General features: G+C 62.9%; 15 protein-coding genes. 11 read left to right on the top strand and 4 right to left on the bottom strand.

Annotated features, from left to right (window positions below; translation table 11 throughout):
* Positions 1–128 precede the first annotated feature (128 nt).
* Complete coding sequence (gene glpD / locus N5D53_RS11060) at positions 129–1,667, top strand: glycerol-3-phosphate dehydrogenase (protein ID WP_266025011.1); 1,539 nt, start codon at positions 129–131, stop codon at positions 1,665–1,667.
* A gap of 27 nt (positions 1,668–1,694) precedes the next feature.
* Here the strand turns inward: glpD and N5D53_RS11065 are convergent, their stop codons facing one another.
* Complete coding sequence (locus N5D53_RS11065; protein ID WP_266025012.1) at positions 1,695–6,017, bottom strand: NEL-type E3 ubiquitin ligase domain-containing protein; 4,323 nt, start codon at positions 6,015–6,017, stop codon at positions 1,695–1,697.
* Between the two features lie 332 nt (positions 6,018–6,349).
* Between N5D53_RS11065 and N5D53_RS11070 the strand changes: the two genes are divergently transcribed.
* The 7 genes from N5D53_RS11070 (at position 6,350) to N5D53_RS11100 (ending at position 13,219) form a co-directional block, all read left to right on the top strand.
* Positions 6,350–7,267, top strand: coding sequence for a glutamate/aspartate ABC transporter substrate-binding protein (locus N5D53_RS11070; RefSeq protein WP_064492331.1), 918 nt, complete (start codon positions 6,350–6,352; stop codon positions 7,265–7,267).
* Positions 7,268–7,412: 145 nt separating this feature from the next.
* Positions 7,413–8,159 carry an amino acid ABC transporter permease gene (locus tag N5D53_RS11075; protein ID WP_010952242.1) on the top strand — a complete coding sequence of 249 codons (747 nt, stop codon included), beginning with the start codon at positions 7,413–7,415 and terminating at the stop codon, positions 8,157–8,159.
* Positions 8,160–8,831: an ABC transporter permease subunit gene (locus N5D53_RS11080; protein WP_012051387.1), complete on the top strand. Its 672-nt coding sequence runs from the start codon at positions 8,160–8,162 to the stop codon at positions 8,829–8,831. It abuts the gene before it with no gap.
* Positions 8,828–9,562: an amino acid ABC transporter ATP-binding protein gene (locus N5D53_RS11085; RefSeq protein ID WP_012273899.1), complete on the top strand. Its 735-nt coding sequence runs from the start codon at positions 8,828–8,830 to the stop codon at positions 9,560–9,562. Before N5D53_RS11080 ends, N5D53_RS11085 begins: the two co-directional genes overlap by 4 nt.
* Positions 9,563–9,630: 68 nt before the next feature.
* Entirely contained in the window at positions 9,631–11,535 is a 1,905-nt protein-coding gene (locus N5D53_RS11090; RefSeq protein WP_020190712.1) for an ATP-binding protein, read from the top strand.
* The gene (locus tag N5D53_RS11095) at positions 11,532–12,860 is read left to right on the top strand and encodes a sigma-54 dependent transcriptional regulator (RefSeq protein WP_010952238.1); all 1,329 of its coding nucleotides are present in this window, start codon (positions 11,532–11,534) and stop codon (positions 12,858–12,860) included. Before N5D53_RS11090 ends, N5D53_RS11095 begins: the two co-directional genes overlap by 4 nt.
* A 23-nt stretch (positions 12,861–12,883) precedes the next feature.
* On the top strand, positions 12,884–13,219 hold the full coding sequence (locus N5D53_RS11100; protein ID WP_016498198.1) for a GlpM family protein: 336 nt from the start codon (positions 12,884–12,886) through the stop codon (positions 13,217–13,219).
* A 115-nt stretch (positions 13,220–13,334) separates the two neighbouring features.
* Here N5D53_RS11100 and N5D53_RS11105 read toward each other — a convergent pair whose 3' ends face one another.
* Positions 13,335–14,330: an alpha/beta hydrolase gene (locus N5D53_RS11105; protein ID WP_064492334.1), complete on the bottom strand. Its 996-nt coding sequence runs from the start codon at positions 14,328–14,330 to the stop codon at positions 13,335–13,337.
* Positions 14,331–14,525: 195 nt separating this feature from the next.
* Here N5D53_RS11105 and metR point away from each other — a divergent pair, with 195 nt between their 5' ends.
* Complete coding sequence (gene metR / locus N5D53_RS11110) at positions 14,526–15,443, top strand: transcriptional regulator MetR (RefSeq protein ID WP_021781953.1); 918 nt, start codon at positions 14,526–14,528, stop codon at positions 15,441–15,443.
* Here metR and N5D53_RS11115 read toward each other — a convergent pair.
* The gene (locus N5D53_RS11115) at positions 15,427–15,840 is read right to left on the bottom strand and encodes an NUDIX domain-containing protein (protein ID WP_190869654.1); all 414 of its coding nucleotides are present in this window, start codon (positions 15,838–15,840) and stop codon (positions 15,427–15,429) included. The two genes, metR and N5D53_RS11115, sit on opposite strands and share 17 nt — an antisense overlap.
* Before the next feature lie 136 nt (positions 15,841–15,976).
* Here N5D53_RS11115 and N5D53_RS11120 point away from each other — a divergent pair, with 136 nt between their 5' ends.
* On the top strand, positions 15,977–20,257 hold the full coding sequence (locus N5D53_RS11120) for a DEAD/DEAH box helicase (protein WP_190869655.1): 4,281 nt from the start codon (positions 15,977–15,979) through the stop codon (positions 20,255–20,257).
* Positions 20,258–20,470: 213 nt separating this feature from the next.
* A complete protein-coding gene (locus N5D53_RS11125; RefSeq protein ID WP_104960894.1) occupies positions 20,471–22,090 on the top strand; it encodes an FMN-binding glutamate synthase family protein in 1,620 nt (539 codons plus the stop codon).
* Positions 22,091–22,126: 36 nt separating this feature from the next.
* Here N5D53_RS11125 and N5D53_RS11130 read toward each other — a convergent pair whose 3' ends face one another.
* Positions 22,127–23,545: an amino acid permease gene (locus N5D53_RS11130; protein WP_003254987.1), complete on the bottom strand. Its 1,419-nt coding sequence runs from the start codon at positions 23,543–23,545 to the stop codon at positions 22,127–22,129.
* Positions 23,546–23,635 lie beyond the last annotated feature (90 nt).

The raw sequence follows: 23,635 nt of genomic DNA on the forward strand, positions 1-23,635 counted from the left end.
CTTCATTGTCATTTGATCAGTTTTTTCTATAGAGACTGACTGGCGACCGGCTTTCTGTTGCGCTAATATTTTCGCAAACGAACATCAATGTTCATATTCGATGTGAACAGCCCCAGGAGGCCTTGCCCGTGTCCCAGCCAGTTTCGTCCCAGCCCCCAACAGCCAACTGCTATGACCTTGCCGTAATCGGCGGTGGCATCAATGGCGTGGGCATCGCTGCCGACGCCGCTGGTCGCGGCTTGAAGGTCTTCCTTTGCGAAAAAGACGACCTGGCCCAACACACGTCGTCAGCCAGCAGCAAACTGATTCACGGTGGCCTGCGCTACCTGGAGCACTACGAATTTCGTCTTGTACGCGAGGCCCTGGCTGAACGCGAAGTGCTGCTGGCCAAGGCGCCGCACATCGTCAAACCTATGCGCTTCGTGCTTCCGCACCGCCCGCACCTGCGCCCTGCATGGATGATCCGCGCCGGCCTGTTCCTCTACGACCACCTGGGCAAGCGCAAGCGCCTGGGCGCCTCGCGCAGCCTGCGCTTTGGCCCGGGCTACCCGCTGAAGCCGGCAATCACCCGCGGCTTCGAATACGCCGACTGCGCTGTCGATGACGCCCGCCTGGTAGTACTCAACGCCATGGCGGCCCGTGAGCTTGGCGCCCATATCCGCACCCGCACCCGCTGCTTGCGCGCCGAACGTGTAGAGGGCTTGTGGCAGGTAGAGCTACAGCACGCCGATGGCAGCCTCCAGACGATCCATGCCCGCGCGCTGGTCAACGCCGCCGGCCCGTGGGTGGCCAGCTTCATCAAGGACGACCTCAAGCTCGATGCGCCTTACGGCATCCGCCTGATCCAGGGCAGCCACATTATCGTGCCGCGCCTGTATGAAGGCGAACATGCCTACATTCTGCAGAATGAAGACCAGCGCATCGTCTTCTGCATCCCGTACCTGGACCGCTTTACCCTGATCGGCACCACTGACCGGGAATACAGCGGCGACCCGGCCGCGGCCGCCATTACCGAGCAGGAAACACATTACCTGTTGAAGGTCGTCAACGAGCACTTCAACCACCAACTGAGCCAAGCCGACATCCTGCATACCTACTCCGGCGTTCGGCCGCTGTGCAACGACGAGTCGGACAACCCTTCGGCGGTGACGCGGGACTACACACTCGCCCTTTCGGCAGAGGCTGGCCAGGCACCGCTGCTGTCGGTGTTCGGCGGCAAGCTCACCACTTACCGCAAGCTGGCCGAATCGGCCATGGCTGAACTCAAGCCCTTCTTCACCCAGATGCGCGGTCCCTGGACCGCCAGTGCGCCACTGCCGGGCGCAGAGGGCATGACAACGGTACAGGCGCTGATCGATGCCGTACTGGCACGTTGCGGCTGGTTGCCTGTCGACCTGGCCAAACGCTGGGTGCTCACCTATGGCAGCCGTGTGTGGCGACTGCTCGATGGCGTTCACGGCCCCGAAGACCTCGGGCAGGCTATCGGGGCCGGGCTGTTCACCCGTGAGGTGGACTACCTGCTGGAGGAGGAATGGGCTGAGCAAACCGCTGACATTATCTGGCGTCGCACCAAGCTGGGCCTGTCGCTGACCGCACAGGAGCAGATGGCCCTGGAGGCGTATCTGCAGCAAGCCCGCAAGGTGCGCGCGAATAGCCGCGCAGCCTGATACCGACGGTGAAGCCCTCTTGATTCGTCAAGGGGGCGTATTCGCCCAGCGCTCATAGGCTTCCCGCGCCAACCGCGCCAGCAATGCCCGCTCACTGCGGTCAAAATCAGCCTTCAGTGCTTCACAGCGTTGCAGAAACTCGTTTTCGCTGATCACTTGCTCATCTACCTGAGCCTGCAGGGCCTCCATACGCTGGTGCAGTGGCTGTACCAGGTCTTCAAATCGCTGCGCATGAAACTCGCGCGCGTATTGCTCCCAGAAAGGCCGCTGTGCCAAAGAGGCTATCAGGGCATCCGTCGTCTCAGTTTGCAAAACCGCGTCCTGGACCCGCAACACATCGCTGGTGGTTACGTTGGCAAAACCTGGGTAGTGCATTTCGTCGAGCTCGATCGGCAAGCCCAACGGACGCGCAAGCCGCTGTCGGTAAAAAAGCCGTGTCTCGATTTCATCGACATGAGGGGCGTGCTCGGCATGCATGCGTTGCACGTGCAACGTCGCGTGACGGTCGACCTCGTCCAGGCGAAACAAACCACGCGCCAGGCTTAGCAAGCGAGCTTCCATCCGACTGCCATGCGCGTCTTCGACGGCGCGCAACACCAGAACCCCAAGCTCCATCTGCTCCAGCAACAGCAGCAGGCGGTCTTCACAACTGCGTGGACCAGACGCCTCGAGAAACAACTGGTGACGCAACTGCTCGTGCTGCTCACACGTTTCCAGAATTCGCCAGATTCGGCTGCGATAATGCCCAGGGTGCTGCTCAAAGTCCTCGCCGTGAACGAAGTCTGCCAGAAAGCGGAACATTCCATCGGATTGCGGTTCCTCAAGCAGGGCTGTCCATATGGCCTGCTGGCGATCACGTTCAGCGTCAGCTGTACTGTTGGCCCAGGTATTGAAAAGGTCACTGTCAATGGCGCGATGGCGTGCGGACGCTGACCCCCACTGCCCCGGGGTTACACCTCGAGCCTCATCGAGCAGCAATGCGTCAGCTTCGCCAAGTGGATTATCGTGCAAGGACAACTGGTGCACCTGCAGGCGCAGCTGCTGCAACTCTCGGCGCAGCGTGCGAATGTTGTTGTTTCGCAAGTCTATGTGGGCACGAAATGAAATCCGCTCAGGCAACGCCTCAAGGCCAGCAGAGCGCAAGTTGACTTCACGCAAATTGCCCAGGCGCGTCAGTACCGGCGCCCTTCCCAGCGGGTTGTGGCTGAGGTCCAGGTACCGCAGCGCGCTCATCCCGGCAAGACGCAATTCACCGGCCTCATCCATTATCACGCTGTTGCGGCGCAGGTTTAGCTGCCGCAGGCGGGGCATATGTTCAATGCCGTGAGGGATCGCAGTCAGGCGATTGCCGGACAGGTCGAGTTCAATCAGGTTGGGAAAACGGCGAAGAAAGTCCCCATTGATTTCACCAAGGCCCAGGTCACTGAGGATCAGCCGTCGCACATGATCAAAGCTCACCCCCTCCGGTAATTCGGGCAGACTCCCGATACGCTCTCCGCTGATGATCAGCGCGTAGTCCCCGGCCTCGTCGGTTATCTTGCGCCGCCAGCTTCGCCGTACGGCAGTAGCGACCCGACGGCGGCGTAGGGCGTCCAGTGGGTTACTGGCATCCCTGCGCCACTGGCGCAGGCTCTGACGCAGGCGCGCCAACTGCCCCGTCAGCTGGCTGTAGTGCTCCCACAACCCTACTCGCCGCTCCATGAGGTCAAGCAGATAGGCTTGTAGCTCCCCGTCTGTCATCGTCGGAAACACTTGGTGAATACCACGCCCTATTGCACGCCGACTGCTCTCGCCTCGCCCACTCAAGGCATACCCGATACGCCCATCCCCGAAACGGGTCGGGGGTCGCAGGCCAACGCCCAGACGCGGCATGCCACAGAGCTCAGCCGCTTGGGTGCGATCACCGGCAGCGGCCTCGACCAGCAACGAGCCCAGGGCGCCAGGACTGACAGCGGCATCGCCGAGATCGGCTGTCTGCGTCTCGTCCAGCGCCGCCAACAGTGCCGCCAGGTAGGGGCCGGATGTGCCTTGACCGGCGTAGCGGTAGCCGTCGCCGCGGCGCACGATACACCGTACATCCTGCGCAGACTCGGCGCCGATACCGGCCAGATACCGGCCACTCGGGCTACCTTCGCGCAGTTCGATGCGCAGGGTGTCCGGCCATTTCAGCTGACGCTCGAGCAAGCCCAAAGCCAGGCGTTCGGTGTCCGGATTGACGCAACGCGGCAGGCGCAAACCGGCACAGGCTCTGTCCAGACGGCTTTCGCGCAGTGACCATCGTGCGCGCTCGGCCACTGCCAAAGGGATCCGCTGCGCGGTGCTGAGTGTATCGAGCTGCGCACCGCTGCATTGCTGAAGCAGCTCACGAGTACAGCGAGCCGACAGGCCCGGGAAAGCGCGCTGCAATATCCGCTCGATACCATTGGGCTGCACTTGCCGTGCAGCAACGTACTGCGCCAGTCGCGGCGCGCTGAAGTCCGGGTGTAATTCATGTGCCTGATAAAGCTCCAGGGCATCGAGCAACCGTGCAGGTGCGCCCATGTGCTCGACGTGCAAACGGCGAATCTGCGCTTCACTCAGCCCTGTCACCTGGAGCAGGTAGTCACATGTCGGTTCCGGTAGCTCTGCCAGGGGCGTACTCAAACGGCGTACCAGATTGGCCCGCCCTTCCCAGTACTGTGGAGCTTCGAGTTCATGGCGCCAGCCACCGGCGCCATTCTGCTCGATCACAGGGCGATAGGCACTGGGACGACCAGGGTGCAGGATCCTGGAGCGACCATCCTGCGGATCCTCCATCACCCGATAACGGCCCTCATCGAGGTGCCATAACCATTCCTGTGCGCCAGCACCACGCAATGGTTGGGCATCGTAACCGGATAGATCCGTGGCCATGAGCTTGACCTTGCCGGCGGAGGTGCACACCGGTGCCAGGTCATCCACGAAGGCCAGACGCTCAAGGGCACGCACGGCCACTTGGCTGCCGGCTGCGATCATCCCGCCGACCACGACGTTTTCAGCAACGTTGAACAGGTGGTTCAACGCCCCTTCGCGGTCCCCCATGCGCCAATCTTCATACCCTTCATAAACTTCGTCAGCAATCTGAACCGCGTTTGCCACCAGCAGCACTTCGCCAAGCACAGGCACGAACGCCCCCGCCACGTTCAGCACATTCAAACCCAGCTCTTTGTAGCCCTGCATGCGCGCTTCACGGTCTTCGTCATCTTCGACACCGGTGGGCACGGCGAGCACCCTGGCGTCATCCCTGATCTTGGCGAGGCATTGCCGACGCAGGTGTACGAACGGTGCGTCAGTGATCGGTGCAGAACGGGCGTCGAGTTCCACCCCGGCTGTCGATGCCTGTGCGACCCGCTCATTCAATACGCGATAGAAATTGATGCGCTCACGCTCGGTAATGAAGCGTGCGAAAAAGCGCCGATAGGCCGGCGCACGGAAGCGCTTTCCAAGGTAGTTGTCGAGTGCATCCCAGCTGGCATGACGGGAGACGGGCTGATGAGGGTCATCGGGTATCCAGATCACCACCGACTCCACTGCGCCATCAGCGGAGGAACGCACTTCCAGCGTCAGCACGCCCTGAACCGGGCGGCCCAGCAGGTACAACTGCCGGGGCACCACAGTGCCCACCAGCGCAGGCACCACCGGCTTTTCGGCAATAAGTGGCAACAGAAAAAAATACGTGCGCTCGTCAATGTCCTGTTTCAACGCAGCGACCCGCATCGCCACCTCGAAATGGGCCTTGAAACTCGCCTCGAACAGCCCGTGCAAGCGGGAAACGGCCTGGCCCGGCTCATCCTCCGGGCCATCTTCAGGCTGTAGATGGTGGGTGAGCAACGCCTGGTACTTGCCCCCTGCGTCGACCTCGCGACATGCGGAGGCAAACGCGTGGAAGCTCATCGGCAGGCGGTTACCGTTGCCATCGACCAGTTCACCTTTGAGCGTGAGCCCGGGGCGTGTCTCCCTACGATGATAGTTATGCAGCGCCGCCTCCAGCAATGACCGCCTGGAGCGGCGAACATAGGTGGGCCGCAGCAGCACAGGCGAAGCGCTGGGCAGCAACAGCCGCTGCGAGACCCGTACCCTCCAGCCCGTCACGTCCGGGTTGCTGAAGCCGCTCTTGCGCAGTTTCGTTTTGAGCAACGCTGCTGCGTAGGCCTGCAAAGAAGGGATGGCCTGGAGGATCGGGCCAAGCCGCGCATTGCAGTGCGCCTGACGACTCAGGGCATTACGTAACGCATCGAGCCTTTCCGGTTGGGCGTGGTCGACTAGCCATCCAGGCAAATTCTGGGCGATCAGGCTATCGATGGAATCGTTCGGGAGCCGGTGCAGTGACATCTGTGGAACTCTCCAGGCAAAGAGCAAAGCTCACTACGTCTGAGCCCTTGCCGCGCACTGCATAGTTACCGCAAGCGATACCGGGATAGGTGGCTGCCCATGCGTTCGGATAACCGAACGAGCAATCGCTGTTTATTCGGCCTGGCGAACCCCGAAGAGAGATCGAGACTGTCAAGCACGAGCAATACCAGTGGTTTAAGGTCGACAGCAGGGCTTGGCACGAGTCATGCTCTACACTTGGTAGCCGAATGCACCCGCTTCTTGCTGTATTCGTTGAACGAAGAGTCCGCCAACGGCTCCATAAAAAAAACAAACACGTCGAGGAAAATTTGATGCGTATCGTTCGTCAATTGCTGGGCGCAGCCATCGCGGCTGCAGTCATCGCTTCGCCGGCCATGGCCGAGGAGCTCACCGGCACCCTGAAGAAGATCAAGGAATCGGGCACCATCACGCTGGGGCACCGCGACTCCTCCATTCCATTTTCCTACCTGGCCGGCAAACCCGAGCCCGTCGGTTACTCGCATGACATCCAGCTGGCCGTCGTCGACGCGCTGAAAAAGCAACTGGGCACGGACATCAAGGTCCGCTACAACCTGGTCACCTCGCAAACCCGTATTCCGCTGGTGCAGAACGGCACCGTCGACCTGGAGTGCGGCTCCACCACCAACAACGTCGAGCGCCAGCAACAGGTTGGCTTCTCGGTCGGCATCTTCGAAGTCGGTACCCGCCTGTTGACCAAGGTCAAGGATGGTCAGCCGGCATACAAAGACTTCCCGGACCTGGCCGGCAAGAACGTGGTGACCACCGCCGGTACCACCTCCGAGCGCATCCTCAAGGCGATGAACGCCGACAAGCAGATGAAGATGAACGTGATTTCCGCCAAGGACCACGGTGAAGCCTTCAACATGCTCGAAAGCGGCCGCGCCGTGGCCTTCATGATGGACGACGCCCTGCTCGCCGGTGAAATGGCCAAGGCGCGCAAGCCAGCGGACTGGGTCATCACCGGTACCCCTCAGTCGTACGAAATCTACGGCTGCATGGTGCGCAAGGATGACGCTGCGTTCAAGAAAGCGGTCGACGACGCCATCGTTGCCTACTTCAAGTCGGGCGAAGTCAACAAGAGCTATGACAAGTGGTTCATGCAGCCTATCCCGCCTAAAGGTCTGAACCTCAACTTCCAGATGAGCGACGAGCTGAAAAAACTGATCGCCGAGCCGACCGACAAGGCTGCGGACGAGAAGAAGTCCTGATCCTCAGTAAATAGTGGCCTGGTGCTCACGAGCACGAATCAATTCTGCAGGCCACTCATTAGTGTCTAACCTTTCATCCGAGGGCGCCTTGCGCCCCCGGATGCTCGAAGGTGCCCGTGAAACAACCGTCTGAGGGGAAATCCCGATGAATTACAACTGGGACTGGGGCGTGTTCTTCAAGTCCACCGGCGTGGGCAGCGAAACCTATCTGGACTGGTACATCACCGGCCTGGGCTGGACCATCGCCATCGCCATCACCGCCTGGATCATCGCGCTGCTGCTGGGGTCGCTCCTCGGTGTCATGCGTACTGTACCGAACCGCCTGGTATCGGGTATCGCCACCGCCTACGTGGAACTGTTCCGCAACGTGCCACTGCTGGTGCAACTGTTCATCTGGTACTTCCTGGTACCGGACCTGCTGCCAGAAGGCTTGCAGGAATGGTTCAAGCAGGACCTCAACCCGACCACTTCGGCGCTGATCAGCGTGGTCATCTGCCTGGGCCTGTTCACCGCCGCGCGCGTCTGTGAGCAAGTGCGTACCGGTATCCAGGCGCTGCCCAAAGGCCAGGAAGCTGCCGCCCGCGCCATGGGCTTCAGCCTCCCGCAGATCTACAACAATGTGCTGCTGCCGCAAGCCTACCGGATCATCATTCCGCCGCTCACCTCCGAGTTCCTCAACGTATTCAAGAACTCCTCGGTGGCGTCGCTGATCGGCCTGATGGAGCTGCTGGCGCAGACCAAACAGACCGCAGAGTTTTCCGCCAACCTGTTCGAGGCGTTCACTTTGGCCACGCTGATCTACTTCACCCTGAACATGGGCCTGATGCTGCTCATGCGCATGGTCGAGAAGAAAGTCGCCGTGCCTGGCCTGATTTCCGTGGGGGGCAAGTAAATGGAAATGGATTTCAGCGAAATCATCCCCGCCCTGCCTGCCCTCTGGGAGGGCATGGTCATGACCCTCAAACTGATGGTCATGGGAGTCATCGGCGGTATCGTGCTGGGCACCATCCTGGCACTGATGCGCCTGTCGTCGAGCAAACTGCTGTCGAACCTGGCCGGCGCCTACGTCAACTACTTCCGCTCGATCCCGCTGCTGCTGGTGATCACCTGGTTCTACCTGGCGGTACCGTTCGTGCTGCGCTGGATCACCGGCGAAGATACCCCGGTGGGTGCCTTCACCTCCTGCGTGGTCGCCTTCATGATGTTCGAGGCCGCGTATTTCTGCGAAATCGTCCGCGCCGGTGTGCAGTCGATCTCCAAGGGCCAGATGGGCGCCGCACAAGCGCTGGGCATGAACTACGCGCAGACCATGCGCCTGATCATCCTGCCCCAGGCCTTCCGCAAGATGACCCCGCTGCTGCTGCAGCAGAGCATCATCCTGTTCCAGGACACCTCGCTGGTATACACCGTGGGCCTGGTCGACTTCCTCAACTCGGCACGCTCCAACGGCGACATCATCGGGCGCTCCCATGAGTTCCTGATCTTCGCCGGCGTCGTCTACTTCCTCATCAGCTTCTCCGCTTCGTGGCTGGTCAAGCGCCTGCAAAAAAGGATCACCGTATGATTTCCATCAAGAACGTCAACAAGTGGTACGGCGACTTCCAGGTACTGACCGACTGCAGCACCGAGGTCAAGAAAGGTGAGGTGGTGGTGGTCTGTGGCCCGTCGGGCTCGGGCAAGTCCACCCTGATCAAGTGCGTCAACGCGCTGGAGCCGTTCCAGAAGGGCGACATCGTGGTCGATGGCACTTCGATTGCCGACCCGAAGACCAACCTGCCCAAGCTGCGCTCGCGCGTGGGCATGGTGTTCCAGCACTTCGAGCTGTTCCCGCACCTGACCATCACCGAGAACCTGACCATTGCCCAGCGCAAGGTACTGGGCCGCAGCGAGGCGGAAGCCACCAAGAAGGGCCTGGCGCTGCTCGACCGTGTAGGCCTCAGTGCCCATGCCAAGAAACACCCCGGCCAGCTCTCCGGTGGCCAGCAGCAGCGCGTGGCAATCGCCCGCGCCCTGGCGATGGACCCGATCGTCATGCTGTTCGACGAACCTACCTCCGCACTGGACCCGGAAATGGTCAGCGAGGTACTGGACGTGATGGTGCAACTGGCCCACGAAGGCATGACCATGATGTGCGTAACCCACGAGATGGGCTTTGCCCGCAAAGTCGCCAACCGGGTCATCTTCATGGACAAGGGCAGCATCATCGAAGACTGCACCAAGGAAGAGTTCTTCGGTGACCAGAGCGCCCGCGACCAGCGCACCCAGCACTTCCTCAGCAAGATCCTGCAGCACTGACCCGGCCACAGCTTCCGCTGCCAGGGACCCACCAGGCAGCGGAAGCTGGTCGTAACAAGGCCACTGTGATGAAATGCGATCCCTCGCTACTTCGCCCTGCCAAGCCTGCCGTGAATTCCCGCCTGATCCGTCAATTGCTGTTACCACCACTGATCATCCTGCTGATGGTCGGCCTGGGAATGGCTGGCTACCTGATCAGCGAGAGCAATGGTATCCGCACCCTCAGCGAAAACGGCGAACGCCAGCTGGAGCTGCACGCACGCACGGTCGAAAGCGAAATCAGCAAGTACACCTACTTGCCGAGCCTGCTGGAGCTGGAAGACAGCGTCTCGCACCTGCTCAACGACCCGGACGGTGCCTCACGCCAGACGGTCAACGAATACCTTGAAGGCCTGAACCGTCGCAGTCGCAGTCGGGCCATCTTCGTCCTCGACACCAATGGCCGGGTACAGGCCACCAGCAACTGGCGCGATGCCGACTCGTTCCTTGGTGAAGACCTGTCGTTCCGCGCCTACTTCCAGACTGCCGTGCGCGGCGAGCCAGGGCGGTTCTACGGCATCGGCAGTACCACGGGCGAGGCCGGCTATTACCTGGCCCATGGGCTTGAGGAGCACGGCAAGATCATAGGCGTTGCGGTGATCAAGGTACGCCTGGACACCCTCGAGGAGCGCTGGCAGCGTGCCCGCCTGGAGGCGTTCGTCAGTGACGAGAATGGCATCATCATTCTCTCCAGCGACCCGGCCCGGCGCCTCAAGTCGGTGCGCCCGCTGACCCCGCAAATCAAGGAGCGCCTGGCGCGAAGCCTGCAGTACTACTGGTGGCCGCTGAACGAATTGCAGCCCCTGGCCCGGGAAACCCTGGCCGATGGTGTGGAAAAACTGACCTTCCCGGCCAACACCGAAACCGCTCATGGCAAACCGCACGAAGTGGCCTACCTGGCGCAAACCAGACGCCTGGTCGACACGCCCTGGCATTTCACCCTGCTGACCCCACTGCAGGACCTGCGTCGCGAATCCATGGTGCAGGGCATTCTGGTGGGCGTGGCCTTTGCCTTGCTGGCGATCCTCGGCATTGCCTGGAACGAGCGGCGCAAAGTGATCGCCACACGCCTGGCGGCGCGCGAAGCCCTTGAAGAGGCCAACAGCCAGCTGGAGCGGCGGATTGCCGAACGCACCGCCGACCTGCGCGCCAGCAACGAACGCCTCAAGGGCCAGATTCGCGAGCGCCGGCATGCCGAGCAGACCTTGCGCCACGCCCAGGATGAGCTGGTGCAGGCAGGTAAGCTGGCCGCCATCGGGCAGATGTCCACCAGCATTGCCCACGAGCTGAACCAGCCACTGGCTGCGCTGCGCACCCTTTCTGGCAATACAGTGCGCTTCCTCGAGCGCGGGGCGCTGGAAACCGCCAGCACCAACCTGCGCACCATGAATGACCTGATCGACCGCATGGGCCGCATCACCGCCAGCCTGCGCTCGTTCGCCCGGCGCGGCGATGACAGCGGCCAGGCTTCACTGGCCAAGGCAGTAGAGGCCACCCTGCAGGTGCTGGCCAACCGCATCAGTGCCTGTCATTTGCAATTGCACCACCAGTTCGAGGACCAGCAACTGGCTATCGACCAGACCCGCCTGGAGCAGATTCTGGTCAACCTGATCGGGAATGCCCTTGACGCCATGGCCGCGCAACCGCAGCCTGAGCTATGGCTGGAAGGCGAGTTGCAGGGTGACAAGTACCGTTTGCAGGTGCGCGACAACGGCCACGGTATCGACCCCGAAGCGCGCAAGCACCTGTTCGAACCTTTCTTTACCACCAAACCGGGCGAGCATGGCCTGGGCCTGGGCCTGACCCTGTCGGCGAGCCTTGCCGCCGCCGCCAAGGGAAGCCTAAACGTCGAGCATCCCGTCACCGGCGGCACGGCCTTTGTCCTGGCCCTGCCTCTGGTTTCACCCCCTAGCGAATCGGCAGAGCATCCATGAACCAAGCGCCTCTTACCGTCCTGATCGTCGAAGACGACCCGCATGTGCTGCTCGGCTGCCAGCAGGCGCTGGCCCTGGAGGATATCGCCTGCGAGGGCGTAGGCAGCGCCGAACAGGCGTTGGAACGCATCGGCGACGATTTCGCCGGCATTGTCGTCAGCGATATCCGCTTGCCGGGTATTGATGGCCTGGAGCTGCTCAATCGCCTCAAGGCCCGTGACCGCAGCCTGCCGGTGGTGCTGATCACTGGCCATGGCGATATCGACATGGCCGTTGGCGCCATGCGTAACGGCGCCTACGACTTCATGGAAAAACCGTTCTCCCCCGAGCGCCTGGTCGACGTGGTACGCCGCGCGCTGGAACAGCGCGGGCTGTCACGCGAAGTGGTGGCCCTGCGCCGCCAGCTGGCCGAACAGAGCAGCCTGGAGGGACGCATCATTGGCCGCTCACCGGCCATGGAGCACTTGCGCGAACTGATCGCCAACGTCGCCGACACCTCAGCCAACGTGCTGATCGAAGGCGAGACCGGCACCGGCAAAGAGCTGGTCGCACGCTGCCTGCACGACTTCAGCCGCCGCCAGAGCCACCCGTTCGTGGCGCTGAACTGTGGAGGCCTGCCGGAAAACCTGTTTGAAAGCGAGATATTCGGCCACGAGGCCAACGCCTTCACCGGTGCCGGCAAACGCCGCATCGGCAAGATCGAGCACGCCAATGGCGGCACGCTGTTCCTCGATGAAGTAGAGAGCATGCCGATCAACCTGCAGATCAAGCTGCTGCGCGTGCTGCAGGAGCGCACCCTGGAGCGATTGGGCTCGAACCAGAGCATCCCGGTGGATTGCCGGGTGATCGCCGCGACAAAGGCGGACCTTGATGCCTTGGGCCAGAGCGGCCAGTTCCGCAGCGACCTGTATTACCGGCTGAACGTGGTCACCCTGGAGCTGCCGCCGCTGCGTGAGCGCCGTGAAGACATCCTGCAGTTGTTCGAACATTTCCTGCAGCAGTCGGCCCTGCGCTTTGATCGGGAAACACCGACACTGGACAGCCAGACCCTGTCGCGCCTGATGGCCCACGACTGGCCAGGCAACGTGCGCGAGTTGCGCAACGTGGCCGAACGCTATGCCCTCGGCCTGCCAGCGTTCAAGAAAGGCCCCAGCGGTGGTGCCAACCAAGGCCTGCTTTTTGCCGAGGCGGTGGAAGCATTCGAACGCAACCTGCTCACTGATGCCCTGCAACGCACGGGTGGCAACCTGAGCCAGGCCAGCCAGGAGCTGGGCATGGCCAAGACCACGCTGTTCGACAAAGTGAAAAAATACGGCCTCGCCTGACTGAACCCAAACTGGAAAACAACGTGGACCTGGTATTCAAAGCGGCCCTGGGCGCAGGCGTGGTGCTGTTGCTGGCGGTGCTGTCGAAAACGCGCAACTACTACATCGCAGGGCTGGTGCCGCTGTTCCCCACCTTCGCCCTGATTGCCCACTACATCGTCGGCAAGGGGCGCAGCATTGCCGACCTGAAGACCACCATCCTGTTTGGCATGTGGTCGATCATTCCGTATTTCGTGTACCTGGCAACCCTGTATGTACTGGTCGACCGCTTGCGCCTCGAGGCTTCGATGGCGCTGGCCACGGTGGCCTGGCTGATCGCCGCGACCGTGCTGGTGACTTTGTGGGTGCGGATGCACTGAGCGAAATCGGCACTGGCTGCTTCGCGGGCTCGCCCGCTCCCAGGGTCTCCACAATGTCTGAGATCGGTGCAGCACCTGTGGGAGCGGGCAAGCCCGCGAAGAAGCCAGCGCGGATTCAGAGCCCTGCGATGTGCGTGACCTCTTGCCTGTGAGCCTGCAAATAAGGCAACACCGCCCCCAGTAACGGCGCCTTGAACGGCTCCTGGAAACGGTGCGCCAGCCCCGGGATCAAGCGCAACTGGCTGCCCCGGATATGCGCCGCCAGGTGCACGCCATGCATCACCGGCAATAACGGATCAGCCGTGCCGTGTACCACCAAGGTCGGCACTCGCAACTGGTTGAGCAACTCGACGCGGCTCGGCTCGGCCAGTATCGCCATGATCTGGCGCTTGGCCCCGTCAGGGTTGAACGCTCGGTCGTAGGCCTGCGCCGCCTGGTGCAGCAACACCTCGCGGTCGTCCCGTACCTCAGGGCTGCCCAAGGCCGCCAGCAGGTCGGCCTGCTGCTCGATTGCCACTTCACGGTTCGGTGCGCTGCGCCGGGCCAGCAACTGCACCAGCGCCGGGTCCGGCGCCGGCAGCCCCGCCGCCCCTGAACTGGACATGACCAGCGTCAGGCTGCGCACACGCTCGGGCGCCATCGCCGCCAGGTGCTGGGCAATCATGCCGCCCATGCTCACCCCCAATACATGAAACTGGCGCACGCCCAACGCGTCCATCAGGTGCAAGCCGTCATCGGCCATATCAGTCAGCGTGTAGGGCGCCGACACGGGCAGGCCCAGCTTGTAACGCAACAGTTCGAGCGTCAGATTGGCGTGCGGTGGTACCTGGTTCCAGCGTGACAGGCCGACATCGCGGTTGTCATAGCGGATCACCCGAAAACCTTGGCGGCACAATGCCTCGACCACGTCGTCTGGCCAATGAATCAGCTGCCCGCCCAAGCCCATGACCAGCAGCAAGGCCGGGTCGCGTGGCGCACCGACGCTCTGGTACACCAGGCTGACGGCACCGAGTTCGGCACGCTGCACCGGCACATGGGCGTCACAGCGCTGTTCGGCGAAACTCGCCGGTGCGCTGAACAGAAAGAAAAGAAAAAACCAAAAAGCCCGCATGAAAGAAACACCAGAATGCAGATCCCCAGTAGAGCGCGAGTCTGATGAATTCTGTTCGGGCGCGCTGCCACAGTTCGGTGACAGTTTCATGACTCCCGCCAGGCGGTGCGACGATCGCCCAGTCGACAGATGCCGCATCATGAGAGAAACTCAATTCATTCCCTGTTTTTTCAATTCCACACCCCGGAGTCATCTGTGCTGGAGATCCGTCACCTGAAAACCCTTCATGCCCTGCGCGAAGCCGACAGCCTGGTGGAGGCCGCCGAACGCCTGCACCTGACCCAGTCGGCATTGTCGCACCAGTTCAAGGAGCTGGAGGAGCGCCTGGGCCTCCCGATTTTCGTGCGCAAGACCAAGCCGATCCGCTTCACCAGCGCCGGGCTGCGTCTGCTGCAACTGGCCGATGCCACCCTGCCGTTGCTACGCGGTGCCGAACGTGACATCGCACGCCTGGCCGGCGGCACTGCCGGGCGCCTGCACATGGCTATCGAATGCCACAGCTGCTTCCAGTGGCTGATGCCGACCATCGACCAGTTCCGCGATGCCTGGCCGGAAGTGGAACTGGACCTGGCCTCCGGCTTTGCCTTCGCCCCGCTGCCGGCCCTGGCCCGCGGCGACCTTGACCTGGTGGTGACCTCCGACCCGGTGGACCTGGCAGGCATCACTTATGTGCCGCTGTTCACCTACGAGGCGATGCTGGCAGTGGCCAACCAGCACCCGCTGGCCAGCAAGCCTTACATCGTGCCGCAGGACTTGCTCGACCAGACGCTTATCACCTACCCGGTGGAGCGCGATCGCCTGGATATCTTCACGCGCTTCCTGGAGCCGGCCGATATAGAGCCAGCTGCCGTGCGCACCTCGGAGCTGACGGTGATGATGATGCAGCTGGTGGCCAGCGGTCGTGGCGTATGCGGCATGCCGCATTGGGCGCTGCACGAGTACAGCTCGCGCGGCTATGTGAAGGGCAAACGCCTGGGCGAAAAAGGCCTGTTTGCCACGCTTTATGCCGCCGTACGCACCGACATGCTCGATGCCCCATATATGCGCGACTTTTTGCTGACGGCCAAGGACACCTCGTTCGCCACCCTCGACGGTGTCAGCGCGGTGCGTTGAGCGCCTGGCGATACAGCGGCAGGATCAAGTCGCGGGTCAGGGGGGCCAGTTGCATGACGGGCGCCTGATCTGCAGCCAGCCAGACCACCTCCTCGATCTCTGCGGCCGGCACCACGGCAGCGGCGCTGTCGACACGGAACAGCTCGGCTTGCACTTCGAAGCCTGGCTCGTTGGCGGCGGGGGCACTGAACTGGCCCAGGTGCATGGCTTGAGCCGGGTCGATGCGCAGGCCCAGTTCCTCCTGCAACTCGCGCACCAGCGCCTGCACCGGCGTTTCACCGGCATCGATCTTGCCGCCCGGCTGCATGAAAGCCTCGGTGCCACGCTTGCGCACCAGCAGCGTGCGGCCCTGAGGGTCGATCAGCAGGGCGGCGGCGATGCGGATGATGTTGGGCATGGGGTGGGCTCGCTGAATAAAATGACCCGCGAGGATCCCATGAGGTCATTGGCCTGACAAGGCCGGTTATTCCTGTACCGGCCTGGCAGACGAGCGGCCCCTTGCCAACCTGTTGCACACCCTCCATAAACAACACATGAACCTGCCCGCCAAACACCACCCGGTGCTCGAGCTGTTCCACCCTGCCGTCAGCACCTGGTTCCGCCGCCACTTCGCCACGGTCACCGATGCCCAGGCTCAGGCCTGGCCGTTGATCCACGCCGGGCAATCCATGCTGCTGGCCGCGCCAACGGGCTCAGGCAAGACCCTGAGCGCTTTTCTGGCCGTGCTTGATGAGCTGCTGCGTGAAGGCATGAAGCACGAGGGCGAACTGCCCGCACAGACCCTGGTGATCTACGTTTCACCTCTGAAGGCCCTGTCCAATGACATTCGTCTGAACCTGCAGGCCCCGCTCGAAGGCATCAGCCAAGCCATTGCAGAGCAAGGCCTGAGCGCCCCGCGCATCACCACGGCGGTACGCACCGGCGATACACCGCAGAAGGAACGCGCCGCCATGCGCAAGCTGGCCCCGCACATTCTGGTGACAACCCCCGAATCGCTTTACGTGCTGATGGGCTCGGCTTCTGGCCGTGAAGGCCTGGCCCATGTGCACACGGTAATCGTCGACGAAATCCATGCCTTGGCCGGTAACAAGCGTGGCGCCCATCTGGCCCTGACCTTGGAACGCCTGCAAGCCTTGTGCAAAAAGCCGCTGCGGCGGATCGGCCTGTCCGCTACACAACGTCCGGTCGAACGGGTGGCACAGTTTCTGGTGGGTAGCGGGCGCCCCTGCGCCATTGTCGATATCGGCCATGCCCGCAAGCGTGACCTGGCCATCGAAGTGCCGCCGGTACCGCTGGGGGCGGTGATGGCCACTGATGTCTGGGGCCTGGTGTATGACCGCTTGGCCACCCTTGCCCGTGAACACCGCACCACGCTGGTATTCGTCAACACCCGGCGCCTGGCCGAACGTATCACCCGCCACCTCAGCGACCGGCTGGGCAAGGAGGCGGTTGCCGCACACCATGGCAGCCTGTCCAAAGCGCTGCGCCTGGATGCGGAGCAGCGGCTCAAGAGCGGCCAGCTCCAGGTGCTGGTCGCGACCGCATCGCTGGAGCTTGGCATTGATATCGGCGATATCGACCTGGTCTGCCAGATCGCCTCGCCGGGCTCGATTGCCGGCTTCCTGCAACGGGTTGGCCGCGCTGGACACCAGGTCGATGGTGTGCCGAAGGGGCGCCTGTTCCCCACCTCACGCGATGACCTGATCGAATGCGTTGCCTTGCTTGACTGCGTTCGACAGGGCGAACTGGACGCACTGCACATCCCCCGGGCACCGCTGGATGTGCTGGCCCAGCAGATCGTCGCAGAAGCCAGCAACCAGGCCTGGCACGAACAGGATCTGCTGGATTGCCTGCGCCAGGCCACACCTTACGCCGAGCTTGACCAGCACCATTACCAGGCCCTGCTGCGCATGCTCGCCGAGGGCTACAACGGCCGCCAGGGTGTGCGCAGTGCCTACTTGCACCGTGACGCAGTGAGCGGCACGCTGCGTGGCCGACGTGGCAGCCAGCTGACCGCGCTGACCAGCGGCGGCACCATCCCCGACAACGCCGACTACGCCGTGTTGCTGGAACCGCAGGCGCTGAACATCGGCAGCGTCAATGAAGACTTTGCCGTGGAAAGCATTGCTGGCGATATTTTCCAGCTGGGCAACGCCTCCTATCGCATTCTGCGCGTCGAGCCGGGCCGGGTGCGGGTAGAGGATGCTCATGGCCTGCCACCGACCATTCCGTTCTGGCTGGGTGAAGCGCCGGGGCGCAGTGACGAGCTGTCTGCCGCCGTGGCCCGGCTGCAGGCGCGAATCGACCAGCAACTGGCGCAGGCAGGCGGCGACACGGTGGAGGTACTGGCCTGGTTGCAGGCGACCTTCGAACTGGAGGAAGCTTGTGCGGGCCAGTTGCTCGACTACCTGGCCCGCACCCGTGAAGTGCTTGGCGCCCTGCCCTCGCAGGATACGCTGGTGATGGAACGTTTTTTCGATGAGTCCGGCGGGACACAACTGATCATTCATTCACCCTACGGTAGCCGCATCAACCGCGCCTGGGGCCTGGCCCTGCGCAAGCGGTTCTGCCGCACCTTCAACTTCGAATTGCAGGCTGCCGCCAGCGAGGACGCCATCGTGCTGTCACTGTCGACCAGTCACAGTTTCGAGCTGGACGAAGTGTGGCGTTACCTGAACAGCCGCAGCGCCGAGCCGATTCTCATCCAGGCCCTGCTCGATGCACCGCTGTTTGGCGTGCGCTGGCGCTGGAATGCAGGCGTGGCCATGGCACTGCCGCGCTTTGTGGGCGGACGCAAGGTGGCGCCACAAATCCAGCGCATGAAGAGTGAGGACCTGGTTGCCGCCGTGTTCCCCGACCAGATCGCCTGCCTGGAGAACATCGTCGGCGAGCGGCAGATTCCCGACCATCCGCTGGTCGAGCAAACCCTCGACGACTGCCTGCACGAGGCGATGGACAGCGAAGGCTGGCTGGCCCTGCTGCGGCGCATGGAAAGCGGTGCAGTGCGCTTGCTGTGCCGGGATTTGCCCGCCCCCTCGCCGCTGGCATCAGCGATTCTCAACGCCCGGCCTTATGCCTTTCTGGACGATGCGCCACTGGAAGAACGACGTACCCAGGCGGTACTCAACCGGCGCTGGAACGACGTGCACAGTAGCGACGACCTGGGCGCGCTGGACGCTGATGCCATTGCTGCCGTCGCGGCCGAGGCCTGGCCACAGCCGGCCAATCCCGACGAAATGCACGAAGCATTGATGAGCCTGGGTGCCATCGGTCAGGTCGAGGTAGATGCCAACCCCTGCTGGGATTTGCTGCTAAGGCAGCTGGCCAAGGCCGGGCGTGCCTTGCGCCTGCCCGATGACAAGCTCTGGTTGGCCCGCGAACGCCTGAACCTGCTGCTGGCACTGTACCCCGCAGCGCACAGGGAGCCACCGCTCGAACGGCTCGCTGGCTTCGACCAGCCCATCGAGCCCGACAACGCTCTGAGCGAACTGCTGCGCGCCCGCCTGAGCGGCCATGGCCCACAGACCCTGGCGCAGATCGCTGCGCCATTGGGCAAACCGGTAACCGATATCGAGCAGGCTCTGGCCCGCCTGGAAGCCGAAGGCTATGTGCTGCGCGGGCATTTCAGCCCAGGTGCAACTGACCTGCAATGGTGCGAACGCCACTTGCTGGCGCGCATCCACCGCTACACGGTCAAACGCCTGCGCCGCGAGATCGAACCGGTCAGCCTGCAAGACTTCATGCGCTTTCTGTTCGATTGGCAGCACCTGGCGCCAGACGAGCGCCTGCGTGGTCCGCAGGCGGTGGCCGAAGTGCTGGGCCAGTTACAAGGGTTCCCCAGCGCCGCAGCGGCCTGGGAGGCGGAACTGCTGCCGGCGCGTATCAAAGACTACAGTCCGCACTGGCTCGACGAAGCCTGCCGAAGCGGCCAGTTTGCCTGGAGCCGGCTGGCGGCAACAGTGGCGAGCAGCACGTTGACCAGTACCCCACTGGTGTTGCTGCCGCGGGACCAGTTGAACACGTGGCGCAGCCTGGCGCCCGCACCTGCTGTCGACGCCCTTGGCCTACGTGCGCAACGTGTGCACGAAGCGCTGAAAACCCAGGGTGCGCTGTTCTTCGATGAACTGGCACATGAGGCACACCTGCTGCCCAGTGAACTGGAAACTGCACTGCAGGAGCTGGTGGGCTCGGGCCTGGCCGGGGCGGACAGTTTCACTGGCTTGCGCAGCCTGATCACGCCCGCAACCAAGCGCAGCTCACGTAACAGCCGCCGAGGTCACCCGCCGCTTTCCAGCAGCATGGCGCATGCCGGACGTTGGGCCCTGCTGCGCCGCAGCGATGCGCCCCCGGATCACGACCAGCGCCTGGAGCACATTGCCCGCACGCTGCTGCGCCGCTATGGCGTGATCTGCTGGCGGCTGTTGGCGCGCGAGAGTGATGTACTGCCGCCCTGGCGTGAGCTGCTGCGCTGCTATCACCGATTGGAAGCGCGTGGCGAGGTCCGGGGCGGGCGCTTCATTGCCGGGCTGGCCGGTGAACAGTTCGCCTTGCCTGAGGCGGTAGTATTGCTGCGGCAAGTGAGACGACGTGAACCGGACGGAACGCTGCAGGTGGTGAGCGCCGGTGACCCGCTGAACCTGATCGGCTCGTTGCTGCCTGGGGCGAAAGTGCCGGCAGTGATTGGCAACCGGCTTCTGTATCGCGACGGGATACCGGTGGCGGTGCGGATGGCCGGGCGTTACGCGTATCTGGTCGAGGCGTCCGCACAGGAGCAGGAAAGCTGGCGGCAGAAACTGCTGCGCGCCCCCCTGTAGGAGCGGGTTTACCCGCGAATACGGTAGCGGCGGCAACGGTGAACGGCGGGTGAAATTGGCCAGCAGGACCGGCCCTTTCGCGGGTGAACCCGCTCCTACGCTCGAGAATGATTTTCGCTACCCCGATTTTATTTTGCAGCGCCCGGCAACTTGGCTATGGTCGGGGTTTGCCCCCAGGCCCTGAGCCTGACCGCGCCATCGCAAGGACCCTGTATGAGCCTGTCACTTCTCAGTCGCTATGCCTTCTTCGCCGCCTGTGTGCTGTTCACCCTGGCGAGCCTCCCCTTCAGCCACCACGAATGGCTGTGGCCGTTCACCCTGACCACAGGCATTCTCAGCCTGATCGGCCTGTTCGACCTGCTGCAGCACCGCCACGCCGTACGCCGCAACTACCCGATTCTCGGCAACATCCGCTATCTGGTCGAGGCCATTCGCCCGGAAATCCGCCAGTACCTGCTGGAGTCCGACAGCGATGCCCTGCCCTTCTCCCGCGCCCAGCGCTCGCTGGTGTATGCCCGGGCGAAGAACGAAGCCTCGGACAAACCTTTCGGCACCCTGATCGACGTATATGAATCCGGTTTCGAGTTCATCGGCCACTCCATGCGCCCGGCACCGCTGGCTGACCCGACCAGCTTCCGTGTCATCGTCGGTGGGCCGCAGTGCAGCCAGCCGTATTCCGCGTCGATCTTCAACATTTCGGCCATGAGTTTCGGCTCGCTCAGCGCCAATGCCATCCGTGCGCTCAACCAGGGCGCCAAGCTGGGCAATTTCCACCATGACACCGGCGAGGGCAGCATCAGCCCCTACCATCGCGAGCACGGTGGTGACCTGGTGTGGGAACTGGGCAGCGGCTACTTCGGGTGCCGCACGCCAGATGGGCGCTTCGATCCCGAACGCTTCGCCGCCCAGGCGCGCAGCCCTCAGGTGCGCATGATCGAGATCAAGATGAGCCAGGGCGCCAAACCCGGCCATGGCGGCATATTGCCCAAACACAAGGTCACCCAGGAAATTGCCGAAACCCGTGGCGTGCTGATGGGCGAGGATTGCATCTCACCGTCGCGCCACAGCGCCTTCTCGACACCGATCGAAATGATGCAGTTCATCGCCCAGTTGCGTGAGCTGTCCGGCGGCAAGCCAGTGGGGTTCAAGTTCTGCCTGGGCCACCCGTGGGAATTCATGGGCATCGCCAAGGCCATGCTGGAAACCGGCATCCTGCCCGACTTCATCGTCGTCGATGGCAAGGAAGGGGGCACCGGCGCAGCGCCCGTGGAGTTCACCGACCATATCGGCGTGCCACTGCGTGAAGGCCTGCTGTTCGTGCACAACACCCTGGTCGGCCTGAACCTGCGCGACAAGATCAAGCTGGGCGCCAGCGGCAAGATTGTCAGCGCCTTCGACATCGCCAGCGTGCTGGCCATTGGCGCCGACTGGGCCAACTCGGCACGCGGCTTCATGTTCGCCATCGGCTGCATCCAGTCGCAAAGCTGCCACACCAACAAATGCCCGACCGGCGTGGCCACGCAAGATCCGCTGCGCCAGCGCGCGCTGGTGGTGCCCGACAAAGCCCAGCGGGTGCTGAACTTCCATCACAACACGTTGCGTGCCTTGGCAGAAATGCTGGCGGCGGCAGGCCTGGAGCATCCGGCACAACTGGAGGCCAAGCACCTGGTGCGGCGCATTTCGGCCACCGAAATCAAGCTGTTCTCGCAGATGCATGTGTTCTTGAAGCCAGGTGAGCTGCTGACCGGCGAGGTGAACGGGCAGTTCTATTCGCGGATGTGGCAACTGGCCCGGGCGGACAGTTTCGAGCCGCACAGCGACGTGGCGGCCTGAGAGAACGCTGGGGCCGCGAAGCGGCCCCACGTCAGGTCAGGAGGCTGTACTCGTCACACCTTGCGCGTCTTTCGGCGCCAGGCGGAACGTGTAATACAGCACTGTCAGCAACACCAGGAACGCCGGGCCGATGTACAGGGCCACACGCGTATCCTCGAAGTACGCCATCAGCCCCACCACCAGCACCAGGAAGGCCAGTGCCAGATACGAGCTCAGCGGCCACAGCCACATGCGGTACTTCAGTGCCTTGCGCTCGGCAGTGGTAAGGCCGGCACGGAACTTCAACTGCGCCAGCAAGATCATCACCCAGGTCCAGATCGCACCGAAGGTGGCGATCGAGGTCACCCAGACGAAGACTTTTTCTGGCACCAGGTAGTTGGCCAGCACGCCCAGCAGCAACGCGCCGATCGACAGCAGCAGCGCATTGCGTGGCACGCCGTTCTTCGAGGTGCGGGCGAAGGCCGCCGGGGCCTGGCCGTTCTGTGCCAGGCTATAGAGCATGCGCCCGGTGCTGAAGATGCCGCCGTTGCACGACGAAAGCGCCGCCGTGATGACCACGAAGTTGATGATGCCGGCAGCGGTCTTGATGCCGAGGCGCTCGAAGGTCATGACGAACGGGCTGCCCTGGCTACCGATTTCGTTCCACGGGTAAATCGACAGGATCACGAACAACGCACCGACGTAGAACAGCAGGATGCGCCAGAACACCGAGCCGATGGCCTGCGGAATGGTCTTTTGCGGGTTGCGTGCTTCACCGGCGGTGAGGCCGATCATTTCCACACCCAGATAGGCGAACATCACCATCTGCAGCGACATCAGCACGCCGGTCACACCATTGGGCATGAAACCGCCGTTGCTCCACAGGTTGGAGATCCCCACTGCCACACCGTCATTGCCAAAGCCGAAGGCAATGATGCCGATGCCGCCAAGAACCATGGCGATGATGGTGACGATCTTGATCAGCGCGAACCAGAACTCGAACTCACCGAAAGCCTTCACCGCCACCAGGTTGACCGCGCCCATGCTGCCCAGCGCCGCCAGGGCCCAGATCCAGCGCGGAACGTCGGGGAACCAGATGCCCATGTAGATGGCCACTGCCGTGATTTCGGCGACACAGGTCACCAGCCACAGGAACCAGTAGTTCCAGCCGGTCAGGAAGCCCGCCAATGGGCCGAGGTAATCCTGGGCATAACGGCTGAACGAGCCGGCGACAGGGTTGTGCACGGCCATTTCACCAAGGGCGCGCATGATCACCAGGATGGCCAGGCCGCCGATGATGTAGGACAACATGATGGCCGGGCCGGCCATTTCGATCGCCTTGGCCGAACCGAGGAAAAGACCGACACCGATACAGGCGCCCAGCGCCATCAGGCGGATGTGCCGTTCGCCCAGTTCACGCTTGAGCGGGCCGCCTTCAGTGGCCTGGCCGTGGGCAGAGTGGTTGCCGACTGGCATAGCAATACAACCTCATTTTGTTATTGGATTTGACCTTCGTGCAGCCGCGACCATGCCGATAGGCGTGGCGTTGGCTTGCCAGGCTGGCCT

Origin of the sequence: Pseudomonas sp. GD03862, assembly GCF_029840855.1 — a bacterium.
GTDB lineage: Bacteria > Pseudomonadota > Gammaproteobacteria > Pseudomonadales > Pseudomonadaceae > Aquipseudomonas > Aquipseudomonas alloputida.

Bases quoted from the DNA above. Each gene is read 5' to 3' on its own strand.
- N5D53_RS11090 (WP_020190712.1), top strand. From the start codon at position 9,631: ATGAAATGCGATCCCTCGCTACTTCGCCCTGCCAAGCCTGCCGTGAAT.
- N5D53_RS11065 (WP_266025012.1), bottom strand. From the start codon at position 6,017: ATGTCACTGCACCGGCTCCCGAACGATTCCATCGATAGCCTGATCGCC.
- N5D53_RS11085 (WP_012273899.1), top strand. From the start codon at position 8,828: ATGATTTCCATCAAGAACGTCAACAAGTGGTACGGCGACTTCCAGGTA.
- N5D53_RS11120 (WP_190869655.1), top strand. From the start codon at position 15,977: ATGAACCTGCCCGCCAAACACCACCCGGTGCTCGAGCTGTTCCACCCT.
- N5D53_RS11130 (WP_003254987.1), bottom strand. From the start codon at position 23,545: ATGCCAGTCGGCAACCACTCTGCCCACGGCCAGGCCACTGAAGGCGGC.
- N5D53_RS11115 (WP_190869654.1), bottom strand. From the start codon at position 15,840: ATGCCCAACATCATCCGCATCGCCGCCGCCCTGCTGATCGACCCTCAG.
- N5D53_RS11075 (WP_010952242.1), top strand. From the start codon at position 7,413: ATGAATTACAACTGGGACTGGGGCGTGTTCTTCAAGTCCACCGGCGTG.
- N5D53_RS11095 (WP_010952238.1), top strand. From the start codon at position 11,532: ATGAACCAAGCGCCTCTTACCGTCCTGATCGTCGAAGACGACCCGCAT.
- N5D53_RS11080 (WP_012051387.1), top strand. From the start codon at position 8,160: ATGGAAATGGATTTCAGCGAAATCATCCCCGCCCTGCCTGCCCTCTGG.
- N5D53_RS11125 (WP_104960894.1), top strand. From the start codon at position 20,471: ATGAGCCTGTCACTTCTCAGTCGCTATGCCTTCTTCGCCGCCTGTGTG.
- N5D53_RS11105 (WP_064492334.1), bottom strand. From the start codon at position 14,330: ATGCGGGCTTTTTGGTTTTTTCTTTTCTTTCTGTTCAGCGCACCGGCG.
- N5D53_RS11070 (WP_064492331.1), top strand. From the start codon at position 6,350: ATGCGTATCGTTCGTCAATTGCTGGGCGCAGCCATCGCGGCTGCAGTC.